Source organism: Caulobacter sp. AP07, assembly GCF_000281955.1.
In the GTDB taxonomy this organism is placed as follows: domain Bacteria; phylum Pseudomonadota; class Alphaproteobacteria; order Caulobacterales; family Caulobacteraceae; genus Caulobacter.
The window spans coordinates 1-19,408 of record NZ_AKKF01000254.1; the positions used below are offsets into that span (position 1 = coordinate 1).

At 68.3% G+C, this 19,408-nt stretch carries 9 protein-coding genes and 1 pseudogene; 8 read left to right on the top strand and 2 right to left on the bottom strand.

Features of this window, described 5'->3' with window-relative positions:
* From PMI01_RS22630 to PMI01_RS22645, 4 genes are all read left to right on the top strand, one after another.
* A partial coding sequence (locus PMI01_RS22630; RefSeq protein ID WP_007674763.1) for a hypothetical protein occupies positions 1 to 464 on the top strand: 464 nt, incomplete at its 5' end.
* A gap of 142 nt (positions 465 to 606) precedes the next feature.
* Entirely contained in the window at positions 607 to 6,609 is a 6,003-nt protein-coding gene (locus tag PMI01_RS22635) for a YadA-like family protein (protein WP_162136411.1), read from the top strand.
* 38 nt (positions 6,610 to 6,647) lie between these two features.
* Complete coding sequence (gene bamE / locus PMI01_RS22640; RefSeq protein WP_007674769.1) at positions 6,648 to 7,097, top strand: outer membrane protein assembly factor BamE domain-containing protein; 450 nt, start codon at positions 6,648 to 6,650, stop codon at positions 7,095 to 7,097.
* Positions 7,098 to 7,113: 16 nt separating this feature from the next.
* Positions 7,114 to 7,644, top strand: a complete 531-nt coding sequence (locus PMI01_RS22645) for an OmpH family outer membrane protein (RefSeq protein ID WP_007674772.1) — start codon at positions 7,114 to 7,116, stop codon at positions 7,642 to 7,644.
* Positions 7,645 to 7,782: 138 nt separating this feature from the next.
* Here the strand turns inward: PMI01_RS22645 and PMI01_RS22650 are convergent.
* Positions 7,783 to 7,986: pseudogene (locus PMI01_RS22650) on the bottom strand (helix-turn-helix transcriptional regulator); the annotation flags it as partial.
* Positions 7,987 to 8,413: 427 nt separating this feature from the next.
* On the opposite strand from PMI01_RS22650, the gene PMI01_RS22655 reads away from it, so the two are divergent.
* Positions 8,414 to 9,091 carry a FadR/GntR family transcriptional regulator gene (locus PMI01_RS22655; protein ID WP_007674777.1) on the top strand — a complete coding sequence of 226 codons (678 nt, stop codon included), beginning with the start codon at positions 8,414 to 8,416 and terminating at the stop codon, positions 9,089 to 9,091.
* Here PMI01_RS22655 and PMI01_RS22660 read toward each other — a convergent pair.
* Positions 9,080 to 9,655, bottom strand: a complete 576-nt coding sequence (locus PMI01_RS22660; RefSeq protein WP_007674779.1) for a gluconokinase — start codon at positions 9,653 to 9,655, stop codon at positions 9,080 to 9,082. The genes PMI01_RS22655 and PMI01_RS22660 overlap by 12 nt on opposite strands.
* 176 nt (positions 9,656 to 9,831) lie before the next feature.
* Between PMI01_RS22660 and PMI01_RS22665 the strand changes: the two genes are divergently transcribed.
* From PMI01_RS22665 to PMI01_RS22675, 3 genes are all read left to right on the top strand, one after another.
* Complete coding sequence (locus PMI01_RS22665; protein ID WP_007674782.1) at positions 9,832 to 12,840, top strand: glycosyl hydrolase family 28-related protein; 3,009 nt, start codon at positions 9,832 to 9,834, stop codon at positions 12,838 to 12,840.
* A 149-nt stretch (positions 12,841 to 12,989) separates the two neighbouring features.
* Positions 12,990 to 16,001, top strand: coding sequence for a glycosyl hydrolase family 28-related protein (locus PMI01_RS22670; RefSeq protein ID WP_007674786.1), 3,012 nt, complete (start codon positions 12,990 to 12,992; stop codon positions 15,999 to 16,001).
* A 186-nt stretch (positions 16,002 to 16,187) separates the two neighbouring features.
* Positions 16,188 to 19,202 (top strand): TonB-dependent receptor plug domain-containing protein, encoded by a 3,015-nt coding sequence (locus PMI01_RS22675; protein WP_007674789.1) that lies wholly within the window; start codon positions 16,188 to 16,190, stop codon positions 19,200 to 19,202.
* Positions 19,203 to 19,408 lie beyond the last annotated feature (206 nt).

Consider the following 19,408-nt stretch of genomic DNA (forward strand, 5'->3'; position numbering starts at 1 on the left):
CGGCGGCCACGGCGCCCGCCAATGCCGATGTCTTCCGCGATCAGGCCAACAAGGTCGGCGCGCGGAGCTGCGCGAACCTCTATGAGGCGCTCGGCCAGGGCCTGACCCGTGGAGCGGCCTACTCGGTAAAGACCGAGGCGGACAAAACCGCTCCCGACGCCCACATCGTCCAGGGCGTCCTGGGCATGACCTACGACCTCCCCGACCTCAAGGGATCCGCGGGCGGTGTCGTCCTCGCCGCGCCGGGAGAGGGCGGATGCGAAGGATACCTGGTGCGCGTGGCGCCCTTCCAGAAGCCCTGCGCCGAGGTCGTGGGTCTCCTTCCGGCCGGAAGCACGGCCGGCCAGGCCCTGTCGGGCGTCTGGCGATACCAGCTCGCCGGAACCCAGGGCCAGGCGCTGATGATCCCGAGCGGTTCCACCTGCGTGGTGGTGACCCTGTCCGGGATGACCCAGCGCCGGTGAACCCCGGCTCGCAAGATCGGTCGTGCGGATAGGCGGCCCGTCCGCGCGGGACAAGTGAAGTGGGCCCAGATCGCGGCTCTCGTCGACGCCCCAAGGGGCCGGCGGACCGACATTGAGGGGTAGCGTTGCCATGGTCAGAGACATGTCGAAAGATCGCCGCCACGCCGGCTTGGTCCGCAACGGAATGGACTGCGGCGATGGGCGGGGCTGGTCGCAACGCCGCCGGCTGATGGCGGCGCTCCGCAACGCCCATCGCGTGCTCGGGCTCAAGCGCGACCGGCTGGGCCTGGGAGCGTTGGGCGGCGGCGGCGGGCTGCGTCCGGCCAGCGTGATCGGCGGCTTGGCCGCGATCATGGCGCTCGGCCTCTCCGCGCCGGCCCAGGCGCAATACCAGGCTGGCGGCGGCACGGCGGCGGCCGCCAACGCCATCGCCATCGGCGCCAGTGTCCAGGCCAATGGCCAGAACAGCGTAGCGGTGGGCGCCTCCAACAGCGCGACGGGCAACGCTTCGATCGCCATCGGCTATTCGATGGGTGTCAACGGCCTCAACGCCATAGGCATCGGCGTCTTCGCGAATGCAACCGGTGTCAACGCCCTCGCCATAGGCGGGAACGCCCGTGCGCTCACGGACGGAGCCTCGGCCTTCGGTGTCAACAGCACGGCAAACGGGGCGAACGGGACCGCCATCGGCTCCACGGCCACGGCCGGCGCCGCCGCGACGGCCGTCGGCGTATCGAGCCAGGCGACCGCCGCCAATTCCGTCGCCATCGGCAGCCTCAGCCAAGCGACGAATAGCGCCGCCACCGCCGTCGGAAACGGCGCCCAGGCCACGGGAAACAGTTCGCTCGCGCTCGGCGCGCAGGCTGTCGCGATGGGCGGCAGCACGGTCGCCGTCGGACAGGGCGCCGGCGCCGGTTCAACCGTCGGCAACGCCAGTTCGGTCGCGGTGGGCGTCGCGGCTGGTACGCTGGTGACCGGCGGACAGAACACCGCCATCGGCGGCGGCGTTCCCAGCGTCCTGAGGGGCGCCGGCTCCGGCGTCTCGGGAACGCGCAACGTCGCCCTGGGAACCGGCGACGGCGCCGTCACCTACGACGGCGCCCTGCAGGCTTCCGCGGGCAGCCTCGTCACCGGCAACGACAATATCGCGATCGGAACCAACGCCGGTATCGGCGTCAGCGGCAACGCCACGACGTCGATCGGCCAGAACGCCATGGCGACGGGGACCAATGCGGCGGCGATCGGAGCCGGGGCCAAGGCGAGCGGGCTGAACTCGGTCTATTTTGGCGCGCGCACTAGTCCCGGATCAGGCGCCATCGCGGAGAGCGCCGTCGCCATCGGCACCGATGTGACGGCGTCCCAGACCAACGCCGTTGCGATCGGGCGCCAAAGCGTGGCGTCGGCGCTCAACAGCGCGGCCATCGGTCCTGCCGCCAATGCGACGGCGCAACACGCGGCGGCGTTCGGCCCGAGCGCCAATGCCTCCGGCGACTTCGCGCTCGCCTTGGGCAATCTGGCCGTGTCAGGCGGAGTCGGTTCCGTCGCGGCGGGCTCGGGAGCCCAGAGCGCCGGCGTCTCCGCCGTGGCGCTCGGCAACAACGCCGCCGCGTCGGCCACGAACGCCGTAGCGGTCGGCCTGGGCTCGATCGCGAACGCCACCGACGCCCTTGCGATAGGACGCACAAGCCAGGCGACCGCCAGCAGTTCCACGGCCGTCGGACTTGACTCCGGCGCCAGCGGAATCGGCAGCACCGCTCTCGGCCAGGGCGCTCGAACCACCGCCCTGCGAGCCGTCGCTGTCGGCGCCGGCTCGCGCGCGTCCGGGATAAACTCGGTCTATCTCGGCTCAAGCACCTTTGCGACCAGCGCCAGTGGAGAGAGCTCCATCGGCATCGGCACGGACGTGACGGCGTCTCAGGACGGCGCCATTGCGATGGGACGCGACAGCCAGGCGACCGCGATCAACGCCATCGCGGTCGGTCTCCAGTCCTTCGCGGACACCGCCGACGCCGTCGCCATCGGCACCAGCTCGACCGCGACCGGCGGCAAGGCGGTGGCCATCGGCGCGGGGAACTTCGCCAGCGGCGACGGCGCGGTGGCGATCGGCGATCCCAACACCGCCACCGGCGACGGGGCGGTGGCCAACGGCAAGGACAACACCGCCACCGGCAACGGTTCGGTGGCGATGGGCAACACCAACATGGTCGGCGGCGGCGGCCAGGCGGTGAGCACGGCCGGCACGGCCGCTCAGGGCGCGGTCGGCATCGGCTACCAGAACACCGTCGTCGGCCAGGGCAGCGTCGCGATCGGCAACACCAGCAGCGCGCTGGCGGCCGGCGCCGTCGCGTTCGGCGACACGGCCAAGGCCAACAACGCCCGCGACGTGGCGCTGGGCTCGGGCTCGACCACCCTGGCGGCGGTCGGCACGGCCAGCACGGTGCTGAACGGCACGACCTACAATTTCGCGGGCACGACGCCGACCAGCACGGTCAGCATCGGCGCGGCGGGGACCGAGCGGACGATCACCAATGTGGCGGCGGGACGGATCAACGGCGGCTCGACCGATGCGGTCAACGGCTCGCAGCTGTTCGCCACCAACCAGGCGGTGACCACGCTGGCCAACACGGTCAGCACGACCGCCATTCACTATGTCAGCGTCAATGACGGTGGCTCGACCCAGAACAATTTCACCAACAACGGCGCGACCGGGGCGAATTCGATCGCCATGGGGGTGAACGCGGCTTCGCAGACGGCGAACGGCATCGCCATCGGCAATAGCGCTTTCAACCAAATCACGGGCGGCGCCGACCAGGCGGCGATCGCGATTGGCGTCTCGGCGCGCACCGCCCAGACCAGATCGATAGCGATCGGCGCCCAAACCGCCGCGACGGGAGTCAACTCGATCGCATTTGGCGCGGGGGCGTCGGGAACCACCTCCTATGCCATCGCCATCGGCGGCGGACCGACGACGGGGGCGGGGGCCAGCGCAACGGGTCTCGGGTCCATCGCCATCGGCGGCGGCGGCGGAACCGTGCCCACCGGCGCCCCGGCCTCCGCGACCGCGGCGCGCGCCATCGCCATCGGCCAGAACACGGTCGCCGCGTTCACCAATTCGGTCGCCCTGGGCAACAAGTCCACGACCGGCAGCGCCTCCTCGGTCGCCTTGGGCGACACCACCAGTACTGGCGCGACCGGCGTCAACGTGGCCATCGGTAATCTGAGCACGGCCAACGCCGGCACCGCCGGTGGCGGCGCGGTGGCGATCGGGCGCTCCAACACCGCCTTCGGCGACGGCGCGGTGGCGATCGGCGATCCCAGCTACGCCAGCGGCACGGGCGCCTTCACCGGCGGCGCCAACAACATCGCCAACAGCGACGGAACCACCACGGCCACGGCCGCGAACCAGGCCAATGGCGCGGTGGCGATCGGCAACGCCAACCGCGCGGTCGGCCAGGGCAGCGTGGCGCTGGGCAACGGCTCGACCGCCGGCGCGGCCGGCCTGGCCGGGAATGTCGCGATCGGCAACGGCGCGACGGCGACCGCCCGGGCCGGCGACGTGGCGCTGGGCTCGGGCTCGACCACCCTGGCGGCGGTCGGCACGGCCGGCACGACTATCAACGGGACAGCCTACAGCTTCGCGGGCACGACGCCGGCCAGCACGGTCAGCATCGGCGCGGCCGGGGCCGAGCGGACGATCACCAATGTCGCGGCGGGCCGGATCAGCGGCGGCTCGACCGACGCGATCAACGGCTCGCAGCTGCTGGCCACCAACCAGGCGGTGGAGGCCGTGGCGGGGCTGGCCGGCGATGTCGGCGAGCGGGCGGTCAAGTACGACTGGACCGACATCAACGCCAACGGCCTCGTCGATCCGGGCGAGGTCAACTACAATGTCGTGACCCTGGCGGGCGCCGGCGGCACGACCATCACCAACCTGGCCGACGGGGCGGTGAACGCCGCGTCCAGCGACGCCGTCAACGGCTCTCAGCTCCATGGGGTCAGCCAGAGCATCGCCACCACGCTGGGCGGAAGCTCGACGGTCAATCCCGACGGCACGGTGACCGGTCCGACCTACGTCGTACAGGGCGGCAACCACACGACGGTGTTCGACGCCTTCACCGCGGTCGACGGCAACCTGACCACCCTCAACAACGCGCTGACCACCATCAACAACGGCGGCGGCATCAAGTACTTCCACGCCAACTCGATCCTCGCCGACAGCCTGGCGACCGGAACCGACAGCGTGGCGGTCGGCCCGCGGGCGGTCGCCAACAACACGGGCAGCGTCGCGTTGGGCGACAACGCGGTCGCGAGCATCGACGGGGCCCTGGCCCTGGGCTCCGGTTCGCTCGCCGATCGCGCGATCGCGCCGACATCCGGCACGATCGTCGCGGGCATCGGCTTCGTGCCGTACAACACGACCGACGCGACGCTGCTGGGAGCGGTCTCGGTCGGCAACGCCACGACCAGCCAATACCGTCAGATCACCAATGTCGCCGACGGCACCCTGGCGCAGGATGCCGTGACTCTGCGCCAGCTGCAGGGCGCCATCAGCTCGGTCTCGGTGACCCCGGTGCAGTATTTCCACGCCAACTCGACGGCCCCCGACTCTCTGGCGATCGGGCTGGACTCGGTCGCGGTGGGTCCGACCACGGTGGTCAACGGCGACAACGGCATCGGCATCGGCAAGGGCGCGATTGTCCAGATGACCGCGCCGGGTGGAACCGCGATCGGCCAGAACGCCCAGGTTTCCCAGGCCGACGGCATCGCCCTGGGGACCAATTCGATCGCCAACGGCATCCAGTCGATCGCGATCGGCCCCGGCGCCAACGCCAGCTTCTCGGGCAGCGTCGCCTTGGGCGCAGGGGCGACGACGGCGGTGGGGTCGCGGACCGGTTACACCGGCTATGGCCTCGCCGCGCCGCAGAACTCGGCGGGCGAGGTGTCGGTGGGCAGCGCGGGCGCCGAGCGGCAGCTCACCAACGTCGCGGCCGGCTCGGCCCCGACCGACGCCGTGAACGTCAGCCAGCTGAACCAAGTGGCCCAGAACACCGCCAGCGCGCTGGGCGGCGGGGCGTCCTACAACCCGACGACCGGGGCCTATACCGCGCCCAGCTATACGGTCGCGGGCAATACCTACAACAACGTCGGGGACGCGCTGGGCGCCCAGGCGACGGCGGTCAACAATCTCGACGGCCGCATGACCACGGTCGAGAACCGCGTCACCACGGTCGAGAACAACGTCAGCAACCTCGGCGGCAGCGTGGCGGCCGGTCTGGGCGGCAATTCAAGCTACAACGCGACGACCGGCACGGTGACGACGAGCCTGAACGTCGGCGGGAACAACTACGGCAGCGTCAACGACGCGCTGCAGGCCCTGAACCAGACGGCGGCCGCCGGCTGGAACATCCAGGCCAATGGCGGTCCGGCCACCAACGTTCCGTCGAACGGCACGCTCAACGTGACCGGGGGCTCCAACACCGTGGTGACGCTCAGCGGCAATCAGCTGCAGATCGCCATGGCCGACAACCCGACCTTCAGCGGCGTAATCAACGCCAACGGCGGCCTCGCCGTGGGCCAGAACACCGCCGTCGACATGGGCGGCAACGTGGTCCGCAACGTCGGGGCAGGGGCGGTGACAGCCACCTCGACCGACGCGGTCAACGGCTCGCAACTGCACCAGGTCCAGCAGGTGGCCAGCAATTCGGTGCAGTATGACGCCGGCGGCCGGTCGGTGACGTTCAACCCCGGCGGCCAGGCCGCGACGCTGCACAACGTCGCCGCCGGCGTCGCGCCGACCGACGCGGTCAATGTCCAGCAGCTCAACGACGGGCTTTCGAACGCGATCTCGACGGCCAACGCCTACACAGACGCGCGGCTGCAGGGTTTCGTGGTCGACATGTCGAAGGCGCGGCGCGAGTCCTTTGCCGGGACCGCGGGCGCGCTGGCGGCGGCGGGCCTGCCTCAGGCCTATGAACCGGGCCGCAGCATGTTCGCCCTGGGCGCGGGCGCCTATGGCGGGCAATCCGCTTTCGCCATGGGTCTTTCGCGGATCATGGACGACGGCCGCACCATCCTCAAGGCGGGCGCGACCTACGACACCCAGGAACGCACGGGCGCCAATGTCGGCATCGGTTTCCAGTTCTGACCCGCGTCGTTCATTCGATCATTCCTAAGGAGGACACGATGAAAGCCCAGCGCCTCGCCCTTGCGATCCTGTCGGGGCTCAGCCTCATGGGGCCGGTCGCCGCCGTCGCCCGGGACGCTTCGACCCCATCCCCTTCGGCCGCCGCCTCGATCTATGTGGCGTCAGTCGATCCCACCGCCTTCCATGAAGTCCCGGGCGAACGCGAGAAGCTGGGCGTGACGGTCAGCCCGGCGTCCGTGCGGCTGATCACGCCGGGGGTCGACAAGTTCAGCATCTACCCCTTGCTGGGGCCGCCGCATTTCGCGGAGAGCGTCAGGCGACGGTGGAACTACGTCCTGTTCTTTCCGACCGCGCCGGGCAGCGTGGACCGGGTGCGCTGCCGGATGGAGATCCGCTTCACGCGCCCGCGCGGGCGCTACAACGTCACGGTGTCCGAAGTGGTCTGGCAGGAGAAATCCTGCGCGGACCGGGTCGCGGCGGCCAGCTGACCGGGCGAGGGGTGACATGCGATTGATCGGGGTGTTGACCGCCTGCCTGGTGATGCTTGCCGGCGCGCCCGCATCCGCCCAGACGTTCGGGCCGCCCATCACGGGCATGTGCCTGTTGTCGCGGACGGGCGCCATCAGCGCCTCGCGCGCGGGGCAGTCGATGCAGGCCCAGTTGCGCCAGATGCAGGCGTCGCTGAACGCCGAGCTGGCGCAGCGTCGCGCGTCCCTCGACCTGCAACGCCGGGCGCTCGAGGGGCGGCAGGGCGCGATCGCGCCGATCGAGTTCCAGCGGCAGTTGGCCGGCCTCAACCAGCAGGCCCAGGCGCTCGACCAGCAGCAGAACGCCCGCTTCATCGCCGCCCAGACCCGCGGCCAGCAGCAGGTCGACCGCGCGCTCAATGACGCGCTCACCCGCGTCATCACCCGCAGCGCCTGCAGCGTCGTGATGGAGCGCGACAACGCCTATGGCTGGAACAACGCCATGGACATCACGCCGGCGACTGTCCGCGACATGGACGGCGTCCTGCAAGCCGTCACGATCCAGTAGGGCGCGCGGATGCGGAAGTGAGCCCACCAACGCCCTTCGGCTAGCGCCATTGACTCTTTAGGTCGCGACCAATGTGGCGTGAGGAATATTTTCCTAGCAGCCTATTGGTTTGCGACCGGCGCCTCGCCGCGTCGCCGCCTATCGGGCGACGGACCTCAGCCCATGCACCAGGGCCTGGGCCGCGATCGCGGCCTGGGTTCGGTTGTGAACGTTGAGCTTACGCATCAACGCGGTCATATGGGCCTTGACCGTGGCTTCCGCGATGCCGAGGTCGAAGGCGATCTGCTTATTGAGCAGTCCCGAGTTGACGCCTTCCAGAACCTTCATCTGGGTTGGCGTGAGCCCGCCAAACGCCGCCTCCAGATCCCGGTCGATAAGGCGGATTTCCGTCGTGGTCATTCCTGAACCCCTCTGTTTCATCCCTACGCAGCCGCCTTGGGTGGTGCGTCGCCCGTTTGTTTTGTCCGCCGATCATGGTCGGCCGATTCAGGTCGTGTTTCCCGATGGTAACGCTATCTGTTGGACAAGTTCAAGTGCCATGGGCAATGTGAGCGTGAACATTCTGCATTATTGAGCGTCGCGCCGAAATCTGTCGTACAGGTTTAGCGGCGGACGGCGACTTGCCGTCTCGGCGATCATGTGGCGAGGATCACGCTGGCGTCATGAGGGCCGGTCGCTGTCGGCGCCATGGACGGGTGCTGACCGACAGCTGCTTTCTATGGGGAGCGAACAGCGCGATGATGGCGTCAGCCGATTTGGAGATCGATGGATGAGCGAAGGCCGCTTGGCCGACCGGGCGTATACGGGCATCGTGGAGATGATCAACGCCGACGGATTGGCGGTCGGCGATCGCTTGCCGTCCGAGGCTCGCCTGGCGGAGATTTTCGGCATGTCGCGCACCGTCGTGCGCGAAGCGCTGGTCCGACTTGCGGCCGACAGCATCACCGAGGCGCGGCGGGGGGCGGGGTCCTTCGTCAAGAACCGCCCATCCGACAAGTTGGGCGCCTATATGCCGCTCTCCGAACTGCCTTCCACGCTCGGGAGCTACGAGGTGCGCTTCGTGCTCGAGGCCGAAGCGGCGCGGCTGGCGGCGGCGCGGCGGTCCGCCGAGGAGATGGCCAGCATCGAAGAGGGCCTCCTGCAATTGCGCGCCGCGCTCCTGTCGAATGCACCGGCCCATGCCGAGGACATGGAGCTCCACCGCCGCATCGTGTTGGCCACCGCCAATCCCGCCTTTCTGATCGCGTTCGAGGCGCTTCAGCCCGACGTCGATCGAATCATGCGCGCCGGCGTCGGCATTTCGCGCTCACGACCGCCCGAGGCCATCGGCGAGATGATGCGCGAGCATGAGATGATCGTGGAAGCGATCCGCGCGCAGGACGGCGACGGGGCGGCCCTGGCCATGCGCTGGCACCTGTCACAAGGCCGAAAACGGCTAATGCCCTGACGGGCGCTCCATGCCGCCGGTTCTACCGTCGCTCGCTTCCAGCCAGGTCAGCGTGGCGTCGCGCAATTGCCTGGGCGAAGCGTCGGCGGTGAACAAGGCAGCCGCTTCGTCCGCTCCTGGACGTTCCAGCGTGGCCAATTGGCTACCCAGCAAGCTGGCTGGCATGTAGTGGCCAGCCCGGTGATCGAGGCGGCGCTGGAGCTCGTCCGGGCTGGCGTCCAGCAGGACGAACCGCGTGGGGGCCGATATCGCGGCTCGAAGACGGTCGCGATAGCTGCGTCTGAGGGCCGAGCAGGCCGCCACGGCCGTTCCGCCCGACACCAGGGTTTGGCCCATGGCGCGGCCCAACCGATCGAGCCACGGCCAGCGGTCGTCATCAGTGAGCGGCTCGCCGGCGCTCATCTTGGCGATCGCGGCCGCGTCGTGAAAATCGTCGCCGTCCAGAAACGGGCAGTTGAGCGCCTGGGCGAGAATGGCGCCGAGCGTCGATTTTCCGCTTCCGCTCACCCCCATGATGATGATGGCGACGGGCGCGAGGCTGGCGTGGCGAGGGGGCGACTGCAAGCGGCGTCCTTGGGCTGATCGGCGACAAAGGCTGTCGATAAGGTCGGCAGGCCAACCGAGCGATTGGAGATGCGGTTCTAGGGGCAAGCCGAGCGAGCGAGAACTACGACCATGGTCGTGGATGGCGGCCCGTTTCCAACGCCCTATCCGTAGTCGAAGTAACTCAGGGGAGCGGCATGAGAGTAGTCACACTGGCGGCGATGATCCTGGCATCCGCGTCCGCGGCGATGGCCGAAACCCAGTCCGTTCTTCTCGTCGCCCCCGATGATCCGCGCGCGGTCAGCGTCAAGGCCGTTGGCGACGGCCGGGCCGACGACACCGAGGCCGTTCAGCGCGCCATCGACGCCGCCCGTGACAAGACTGGCCACGGCGTGGTGTTCCTGCCGTCGGGCCGCTACCGCCTGAGCCGCAGCATTCTGGTGCCGCCGGGCGTGCGCATTTTCGGGGTCGGAGCCAAGCGGCCCGTCTTCGTTCTGGCCCCGAACACCCCCGGATTCCAGAAGGGCGTGGGCACGATGATCGTGTTCACGGGCGGCGACCAATACAGCGTCGGCCGAATTCCCGTGCCGGTTCCGACCGTGGTCGGCGCCAAGGATGAGGTGCGCGACGCCAATTCGGGAACCTTCTATTCAGCGCTGAGCAATGTCGACATAGAGATCGGCGCCGGCAATCCGGCCGCGGCTGGGGTTCGGTTTCGCATGGCCCAGCACGCCTTCCTCAGCCATATGGACTTCCACCTGGGCTCGGCTTTCGCCGGCGTCTACCAGGCTGGCAACGTCATGGAAGACGTCCACTTCCACGGCGGCCGCTACGGCATCGTCACGGAAAAGACCTCGCCGGCCTGGCAGTTCACCCTGATGGACTCGACCTTCGACGGCCAGCGCGACGCGGCGATCCGCGAGCATGAGGTGGACCTGACGCTGGTCAATGTCGCCATGCGCGACACGCCCGTCGGCATCGAGATCGATCGCGGCTACAGCGACTCCCTGTGGGGCAAGAACGTGCGCTTCGAGAACGTCTCGAAGGCCGCCGTCGTCATCTCCGCCGAAGACAACGTCTTCACCCAGGTGGGCTTCGACAACGCCGTGGCGACCAATACGCCGATGTTCGCCCGCTTCCGCGACAGCGGCAAGACCGTGGCCGGCAAGGGGCGCGCCTATCGGGTGGCCTCGTTCACCTACGGCTTGACGCTGCCGGGCCTTGGCCAGATGGGCGAGTACAAGACCCAGGCCGATATCACCGCGCTGCCGGCGCCGCCGGCGGTCGCGACGCCGGCCATCCGCCCGCTGCCGCCGGTGAGCGCGTGGACCAACGTCAAGACGCTGGGAGTCAAGGGCGACGGCGAGACCGACGACACCGCCGCGCTGCAGGCGGCGATCGAAACCCACCGCGTGCTCTATCTGCCGATCGGCTTCTACAAGATCACCGACACGCTGCGGCTTCGCCCGGACACCGTGCTGGTCGGTCTGCATCCGGCCATCACCCAGCTTGTCCTGCCCGACAACAATCCTCGCCATGCCGGGGTCGGCGCCGTCACGCCGATGATCGAGACGCCGCGGGGCGGCGACAACATCCTGTCCGGGATCGGGCTGTTCACCGGCCGCGTCAATCCACGCGCTTCGGCGCTGCTCTGGCGGTCGGGCGAGCGCTCGCAGGTCACGGACGTCAAGATCATGGGCGGCGGCGGCACGCCGACCATGGACGGCAAGCCGCTGGGCGCGGCCCAGGCGCGCAGCGGTGACCCGGTGGCGGACGGTCGCTGGGACGGTCAATATCCCAGCATCTGGGTGACCGACGGCGGCGGCGGCACGTTCGCCAATGTCTGGAGCCCCAACACCTTCGCTTCGGCCGGCTTCTACATTTCCGACACCAGCACGCCCGGCCATATCTACGAGGTGTCGGTCGAGCACCACGTGCGCAACGAATTCGTACTCGACAACGTCCAGAACTGGGAATTCCTGGCCCCGCAGACGGAGCAGGAGGTCGGCGACGGGCCGGATGCCGTCTCGCTGGAGGTGCGCAACTCGCGCAACATCCTGTTCGCCAATTATCATGGCTATCGGGTGACGCGGTCGTACCATCCCGCCGAGACGGCGGTGAAGCTGTTCAACTCGTCCGACATCCGTTTCCGCAACGTACACATCAACGCCGAGAGCGGCGTCGCGCTGTGCGGCGCGAGTGGCTGCGGGACGTATCTGCGGGCCAGCAAGTATCCCTTCGAGAACGCGATCCAGGACAAGACCCGCAAGCTGGAAGTGCGGGAGCGTGAGTTCGCCGTGCTCGACGTTTCCAGCCAGCCCACGCCGGCCGCCCAGGCCAGCGACGGGAAAGTGCAGAAGCTGGAGACCGGCTTCTGGTCGATTTCGGGCGCGACGGTGGGCGCGGACGGCGCGCTCTACTTCGTCGAGAAGCGCTTCCAGCGGATCTATCGCTGGACCGAGGCCCGCGGGCTGGAAGTGGTGCGCGACCACGCGCTGGATCCCGTGAACCTGGCGGTCGACCGGTCCGGCAAGCTGCTGGTGCTGTCCTCGTACGGCCCGCAGGGAACGGTCTATTCGATCGATCCGAACGGGCCCAAGGACCAGATGACGACGATCGCGGCGACCCCGTCGGCGCCCGTTCCGGACGCCAAGACGCTGTTGCCGGTCAACTGGTGGAACAATGGTGAGTTCAAGGATCAGTACGATCCGTCGACGGACCACTTCACCACCCTGGCCGAAATGTTCGCCCGAGACGCCGGCGCGCCCAAGGCCCAGGCGTACGTTTCGCCCGATGGCAGCCTGGTTCTGCCGGCCTTCCGCGTATGGGAGCAAGGCCCTCCCGACCATGTCGGCTGGCGCTGGTCCGACACCTTGCAGACCCACGGCCTGATCGGGGCGGGACTCGGCGAGCGCGTATTCGTCACCAACGAGTCCGAAGGCAAGACCTATAGCGGCAAGGTCGGTCCCGGCGGCGCCCTGACGGACCTGAAGGTGTTCGCCAACCGGGGCGGGGAGAGCGTCGCGGTCGACGGCCAGGGGCAGGTGTTCGTCGCCAATGGCCAGATCTTCAAATACGCGGCCGATGGCCAGCCTGCCGGGCGTATCGACCTGCCCGAGCGGCCGCTGCAGCTGATCTTCGGCGGACCAGACCGGCGCACCTTGTTCGTCCTGACCCACCATTCGCTCTATGCGGTGACGCCCTGACGCGCGCCAATCAGACACTTCAATGAGTCCCATCGCGGATCACCGGCGCCATCTCCGGTGAGACGCCCACAATCCACCCCAGACTAGTCCCGGCCTCGCGCCGGGACGCTTTTGTGAGGTTCGAAATGCAAGGCTGGGCTGGAACATGGATGGCGGCGTTCGTCCTGCTGTTGGCGACAGGCGCTCCGGCGTCGGCCTCGGTTTCAGCCTTCGCGGCGGCGCCTGACGATCCTCGCGCGATCGTGGCGCAGGGCAGGGGCGACGGCCGCGCGGACGATAGCGCCGCCCTCCAAAGCGCGATCGATGCGGCCGCGGCCAAGCCGGGCGGCGGCTTGGTGTTTTTGCCCTCGGGCCGCTACCGGATCAGCAAGACGATCTTTCTGTGGCCGGGCGTCCGCGTGTTCGGGATTGGCGCGACCCGCCCGCTGATCCTGCTCGGCGACGCCACGCCCGGGTTCCAGAAGGGCCTGGCCAACATGGTGATCTTCGCCGGCGCCAAGCTGGACCCGGCGCGGCGCGTCCCGTTCCCACCGCCCGGGAGCGTTCCCTTCAACAAGGATGTCGCCGACGCGAACCCGAACACCTTCTATTCGGCGATGAGCAACATCGACTTCAAGATCGGCCAGGGCAATCCAGCGGCGACGGCGATCCGCTTCCACGCCGCCCAGCATGCCTATCTCAGCCACATGACGTTCGACATCGGGTCTGGCCTGGCGGGCCTGTATCAGGTCGCCAACGAGGCCGAGGACCTGCACTTCAAGGGCGGTCGCTACGGCATTCTGGCCGAGAAGACGTCGCCGGGCTGGGGGTTCGTGCTGCTCGACTCGACCTTCGAAGGCCAGCGCGACGCGGGGATCCGCGAGCATGAGGCCGGCCTGACCTTGGTCAATGTGGCCTTGCGCGATACGCCGGTGGGGATCGAGATCGACCGCGGCTACGGCGATTGGCTGTGGGGCAAGGACGTCCGGTTCGAGAACGTCTCGAAGGCCGGGGTCGTCATCTCCAATGAGACCAGCGTCTATACCCAGGTCGGTTTCGAGAACGCGGTGGCCGTCAACACCCCCGTGTTCGCCCGCTTCCGCGACAGCGGCAAGACGATGCCGGGCGAGGGGGGCGCCTATCGGGTGGCGTCCTTCAACCATGGCCTGACCCTGCCTGGCCTGGGCCAGATGGGCGTGACCAGGACACAGATGAAGGTGAAGGCCGTCGCGCCGCCGCCCGGCGCGCCCGCGCCGGCGATCCGCGCCCTGCCGGCCGTATCCGAGTGGGCCAATGTCCGCGCGCTCGGCGCCAAGGGCGACAACGTCACCGACGACACCGCCGCCATCCAGCGCGCCATCGACAGCCATCGGGTCGTCTATTTCCCGACCGGCTTCTACGTCGTCACCGACACTCTACGGCTGCGGCCCGATACGGTGCTGATCGGGCTGCACCCGAGCCTGACCCAGATCGTGCTGCCTGATCGCACCCCAGGCTATCAGGGTGTCGGCGCGCCCAAGGCGCTGGTGTTGTCGGCGGCCAAGGGCGACAACGTCGTCTCGGGGCTGGGCCTCAACACCGGCGGCGTCAATCCACGCGCCACGGCTCTGCTGTGGACCGCGGGCGAGACCTCGATGGTCAATGACGTCAAGTTCCAGGGCGGCCACGGCACCACCCTCTACGACGGCGCGCATTTCAACCCGTACAACGCCAACGCCACGGCCGACGCCGATCCGGCCAAGCGCTGGGCGGGCCAGTACCCCAGCCTGTGGGTGACGGACGGCGGCGGCGGCACATTCGCCAACATCTGGAGTCCCAGCACCTACGCCTATTCGGGGATCTACATTTCCGACACGCAAACGCCCGGTCATATCTACCAGGCCTCGGTCGAACACCATGTGCGGTCCGAGATCAGTCTCAACCGGGTCGCCCACTGGGAGCTTCTGGCGCCGCAGACCGAGGAGGAGGCCGGCGAGGGCGAGGACACGGTCTCGCTGGAGATCCGCGACTCGCACGACATCCTGGTCGCCAACTATCACGCCTATCGCGTCACCCGGACGCGCAAGCCGGCGCCGGCGGCGGCCAAGATCTACAATTCCCACGACATCCGCCTGCGCAACGTGGCGGTGAACGCCGAAAGCGGGGTGGGGCTATGTGACGAGAACGGCTGCGCCACCTTCCTGCGCCTGAGCAAGTATCCGTACGAGAACGCCGTGCAGGACGTCACCAGCGGACTGGAGGTGCGCGAACGGCAGTTCGCGGTGCTGGACCTGCCGGCCAATCCGCCGCCGGTGGCGGCCTCGGTCTTCCCCGCCGGCGCCAGCGTGGAAAAGCTGGGCGACGGCTTCCATTCGTTGGGCGGCGGCGCCGTCGACGCGGCCGGAACGCTCTACTTCACCGACCGCCGCCACCAGCGCATCTACAGCTGGTCGGGCGAGCACAAGCTGTCGATCGTGCGCGACAACGCGCTGGATCCCATCAACCTGGCTGTCGACGGGGCGGGAAACCTGCTGGTGCTGTCGTCGGACGGCCGCGACGGCGCGGTCTACAGCTTCAAGCCGGGCAGCCCCGACACCGAGGTCACGGTGATCGCACCGACCCCAGCGGCCGACCACCCGGGCGCGGCGACCGTGCTGCCGGTCAACTGGTGGAACAACGGCGAGTTCAAGGACCAGCTGGATCTCCGGACCTATCAGTTCACGACCCTGGAGCAGATGTTCGCCCGCGACATGGCGCTCCCGAAGCCCAAGGAATACGTCTCGCCGGATGGCAGCCTGGTCTTGCCGGCCTACCGCGTCTTCCAGCAGGGCCCGCCTGACTTCCGGGGCCTGCGCTTCTCCGATGCGCTCGACACCTATGGCTTCACGACGACCAGGCCGGGGCAACGGGTGTTCGTCACCAACGGCTCGGAAAACAGGACCTACAGCGGCTTGGTTGGAAAGCACGGCGCCATCACCGACCTGCGGCCCTTCGCCAACCGCGGCGGCGAGAGCGTCGCGACGGACGGGGAGGGGCGTGTCTACGTCGCCAACGGCCAGGTGTTCGTCTACGCCCCGGACGGCCGGGAGTTGGGGCGCGTGGACATACCTGAACGACCGTTGCAACTGCTCTTCGGCGGCCCTGACAAGCAGACGCTGTTTGTCCTGACCCATCACGCGCTCTACGCGGTGCGGCGCCCATAGAACCACGACCATGCGGTCGCCGAGTGCTTCGGAGAAGGGCGCCGGCGCGCCCTTGACTCCGCCTGTGCCGGCGCCGGCGATCGCCCGACCTACGACCATGGTCGTAATGGTTAGCACCCCACTTGTCTGACAACTTCGCGCCAGGCCATCGCTGATGGACTCAACGAAAAACGGGAGGCTGCAGGGATGAGTGCTTTAGGTCGGACGCGACGGGGATCGCCCTTTTTGAACGTGTTGTTCGCGACGAGTGCGGTCGCGATGATCGCATCGGCTGGATCAGCCGGCGCACAAGCGGCGCAGGCTCCTGCGTCGTCGGAGGCCGCCGACTCGACCGTGGGCGAGATCGTGGTCACCGGCTCGCGGATCAGGTCCACCGGCTTTACCGCGCCCACGCCGACCCAAGCTCTGGGCCAGGCCGACCTGGAGCGTAACGCCGAGCCGAACATCTTCACGACCATCGCCCAACTGCCTTCCTTGCAGGGGTCGACGGGTGCGACCACGGGCACGTTCAGCACCTCGAGCGGTCAGCAGGGCCTGAGCTCGTTCTCGCTGCGCGGCCTGGGCCCCATCCGGACCCTGACCCTGCTGGACGGCCAACGGGTGGTTCCGGCCAACATCACCGGCGTTCCCGACATCAGCCTGTTCCCGCAACTGCTGGTCCAGCGGGTCGATGTCGTGACCGGCGGCGCCTCGGCCTCCTACGGCTCCGACGCGGTCGGCGGCGTGGTCAACTTCATCACCGACAAGCACTTCGAAGGCTTCAAGGCCAATGTCTCCGCCGGGGTCACGACCTATGGCGACGACAAGCAGTTTGTGTTGCAACTCGCGGGCGGCAAGGCCTTCCTGAACGACCGCCTGCACGTGCAGGTCAGCGCCGAATATGACGAGGAAGAGGGCGTTCCGGCCGGCGGCTTCGGCGAGGACGCGCCGGGCAGCCGCGACTGGTACACGACCGCCACCCTGGTCAATCGCGGCGTCACCAACGACGGCTCGCCGCAATACCTCTACCGCGAGCACGCCCAGGCCTATCAGTACACCAAGTACGGCCTGATCAGCGCCGGGCCGCTGCAGGGCACCGCCTTCGACAAGAACGGCAATCCCTTCCAGTTCCAGTACGGCTCGAACGGCGTGCCGACCAAGACCTCGGCCCCCTCTCCGACCGCTGGCCAGGTCATCGGCTGCTATTCGAACGGCGGTTTCTGCGTCGGGGGCGATCTGTCAGGCAACGTCGGCGTCGGCACCTCGCTGCAGTCCGAAATCACGCGGATGAACAGCTACGGCCGCATCGCCTACGACATCGACGACAACAACGAGATCTATGGAACGCTGAACATCGCGCGCGTCGAATCCGCCAACCAGCCCAATCCGGGCGGGGCGACGACGGGCCTGACGATGCAGTGCTCCAACCCCTACCTGCCGGCCTCGGTCGCGGCCGCCTGCGCCACCAACGGCATCACCCAGTTCACGTTCGGCACCAGCAACGCGCTGCTGCCGCGCAACATCTCGGTGCATCCGACGCGGACCCAGTATCGCGGCGTGATCGGCGCCGACGGCAAGTTCGCCGCCTTCGGCACGGACTGGCACTATGACGCCTACTACACGCACGGCGAGAACACGACGAACATCCACGTCAACGACATCATGCTGAACCCGCGGTATCGGCTGGCCGTCCAGGCGACCACGCTGAACGGCCAGATCGTCTGCGCCGACGCGACCGCCCGCGCCAACGGGTGCCAACCGATCAACGTGTTCGGCGGTCAGACGCCCAGCGACGCGGCCCTGGCCTACATCACCCCGAAGAACGGCCCGTATCAGCACTCGGTCCAGAAGCAGGACGTGGCCAGCATCAACTTCAGCGGCGAGCCCATCCAGGGCTGGGCCGGTCCGATCGCGCTGGCCTTCGGCGCCGAGTACCGCCGCGAGCAGTACCACGTCCAAGGCGACCCCTACGGCGACGGGTCGGCGGCCTCGCCCTATACCGCCGAGTATCCGGCCGACCCGGCTCTAAACACGGTGGGCAACAACTGGTTCGCGGGCAACTATCACTCGGGCGCCGGCAAATACAGCGTCAAGGAAGCCTACGCGGAAGTGAACGTGCCGCTGGTGGACTCCGAAGCCGCCGGCAAGGCCAACCTCAACATGGCTGGCCGCTGGACCGACTACAGCACCTCGGGCACCGTCTATACCTGGAAGGTCGGTGGCACCTGGGACACGCCGATCGACGGGATCCGCCTGCGGGCCGTGACCTCGCGTGACGTCCGCGCGCCCAACCTGTCGGAGCTGTTCGCCGCGCCGGTCACGACTACGCTGCCCAACTTCACCATTCCCTCGAACGGCACGCCCCCAGCGGGCCAACCCGCGGGACCAGGCGCGCTGACGCTCTTCCAGAACGTGATCGGCAACCCGAACCTGAAACCGGAAATCGCCAAGAACTTCACGCTTGGCGTCGTCCTGGCGAACCCGAAGTGGCTGCCGGGCTTCAGCGCCTCCGTCGACTGGTACAACATCGTGCTGGACGGCGGCATCTCCAGCCTGAGCGCTCAGCAGGTGGTCAACTTCTGCTATGCGGGTTTGACGCAGTACTGCGGCAACTTCAACCTCAACCCGGGCGCCCCCTTCGTCAACGCCCAGGTGTTCAACCTGGCCTCGATCAAGACCAGCGGCTTCGACATCGAGGCCAGCTACCGGTTCGACATCCCCAGCGTGCCGGGTCACTTCGACCTGCGCGGCCTGGCGACGAACACCCACAAGTACGTCACCAATCAAGGCTTCCCCGGCGGCTCCGTTATCGATACCGCGGGCCAGAACTCGGGCAATACGCCGGACTGGAAGGTTCTCGCCGTCCAGACCTGGAGTTCCGACCGGTTTAGCATCAGCCTGCAGGAGCGCTGGTTCAGCGACGGCGTCATCGGCGGCCAGTACATCGAGTGCGCCGCCGGCAGCTGTCCGGTGGGTAGAAGCCCGGCCGATAACAACAACTATCCGACGATCGACTACAACCAGATGAAGGGCGCCACCTATGTCGACGTGAGCGGCTCCTACGAGGTGAAGAAGGGACTGACGGCCTATTTCAAGGTCGCCAACCTGTTCAACAAGGATCCGACGCCGTCGCCGCAGACCAACACCGGTCTGGACGCCAACCCGGCGCTCTACGACCTGCTGGGCCGGTTCTACCACGTGGGCCTGCGCTACAGCTTCTAGCTTGAGCCGCCTGTTTCCTCTCCCCCTAGCCCGGGTCGGTTCGGCCACCCGCCATTCCGGCCCGGGCGCCTCTTTCTGGCCGGGCGCCCCAGGGCGCCCGGCGCTTGTGTTAGCGGGCGCGCCGCGCCCCTATTGCCGCGCGTCGGAGGCGAGCCTCCGACGATCGAACCAGCACCTCGCCGCGCCGATGGCGGACGTTGAGAAGG

Excerpts from the sequence above, each read along its gene's own strand:
- PMI01_RS22635 (WP_162136411.1), top strand. The coding sequence starts at position 607 with ATGTCGAAAGATCGCCGCCACGCCGGCTTGGTCCGCAACGGAATGGAC.
- bamE (WP_007674769.1), top strand. The coding sequence starts at position 6,648 with ATGAAAGCCCAGCGCCTCGCCCTTGCGATCCTGTCGGGGCTCAGCCTC.
- PMI01_RS22645 (WP_007674772.1), top strand. The coding sequence starts at position 7,114 with ATGCGATTGATCGGGGTGTTGACCGCCTGCCTGGTGATGCTTGCCGGC.
- PMI01_RS22655 (WP_007674777.1), top strand. The coding sequence starts at position 8,414 with ATGAGCGAAGGCCGCTTGGCCGACCGGGCGTATACGGGCATCGTGGAG.
- PMI01_RS22665 (WP_007674782.1), top strand. The coding sequence starts at position 9,832 with ATGAGAGTAGTCACACTGGCGGCGATGATCCTGGCATCCGCGTCCGCG.
- PMI01_RS22670 (WP_007674786.1), top strand. The coding sequence starts at position 12,990 with ATGGCGGCGTTCGTCCTGCTGTTGGCGACAGGCGCTCCGGCGTCGGCC.
- PMI01_RS22675 (WP_007674789.1), top strand. The coding sequence starts at position 16,188 with ATGAGTGCTTTAGGTCGGACGCGACGGGGATCGCCCTTTTTGAACGTG.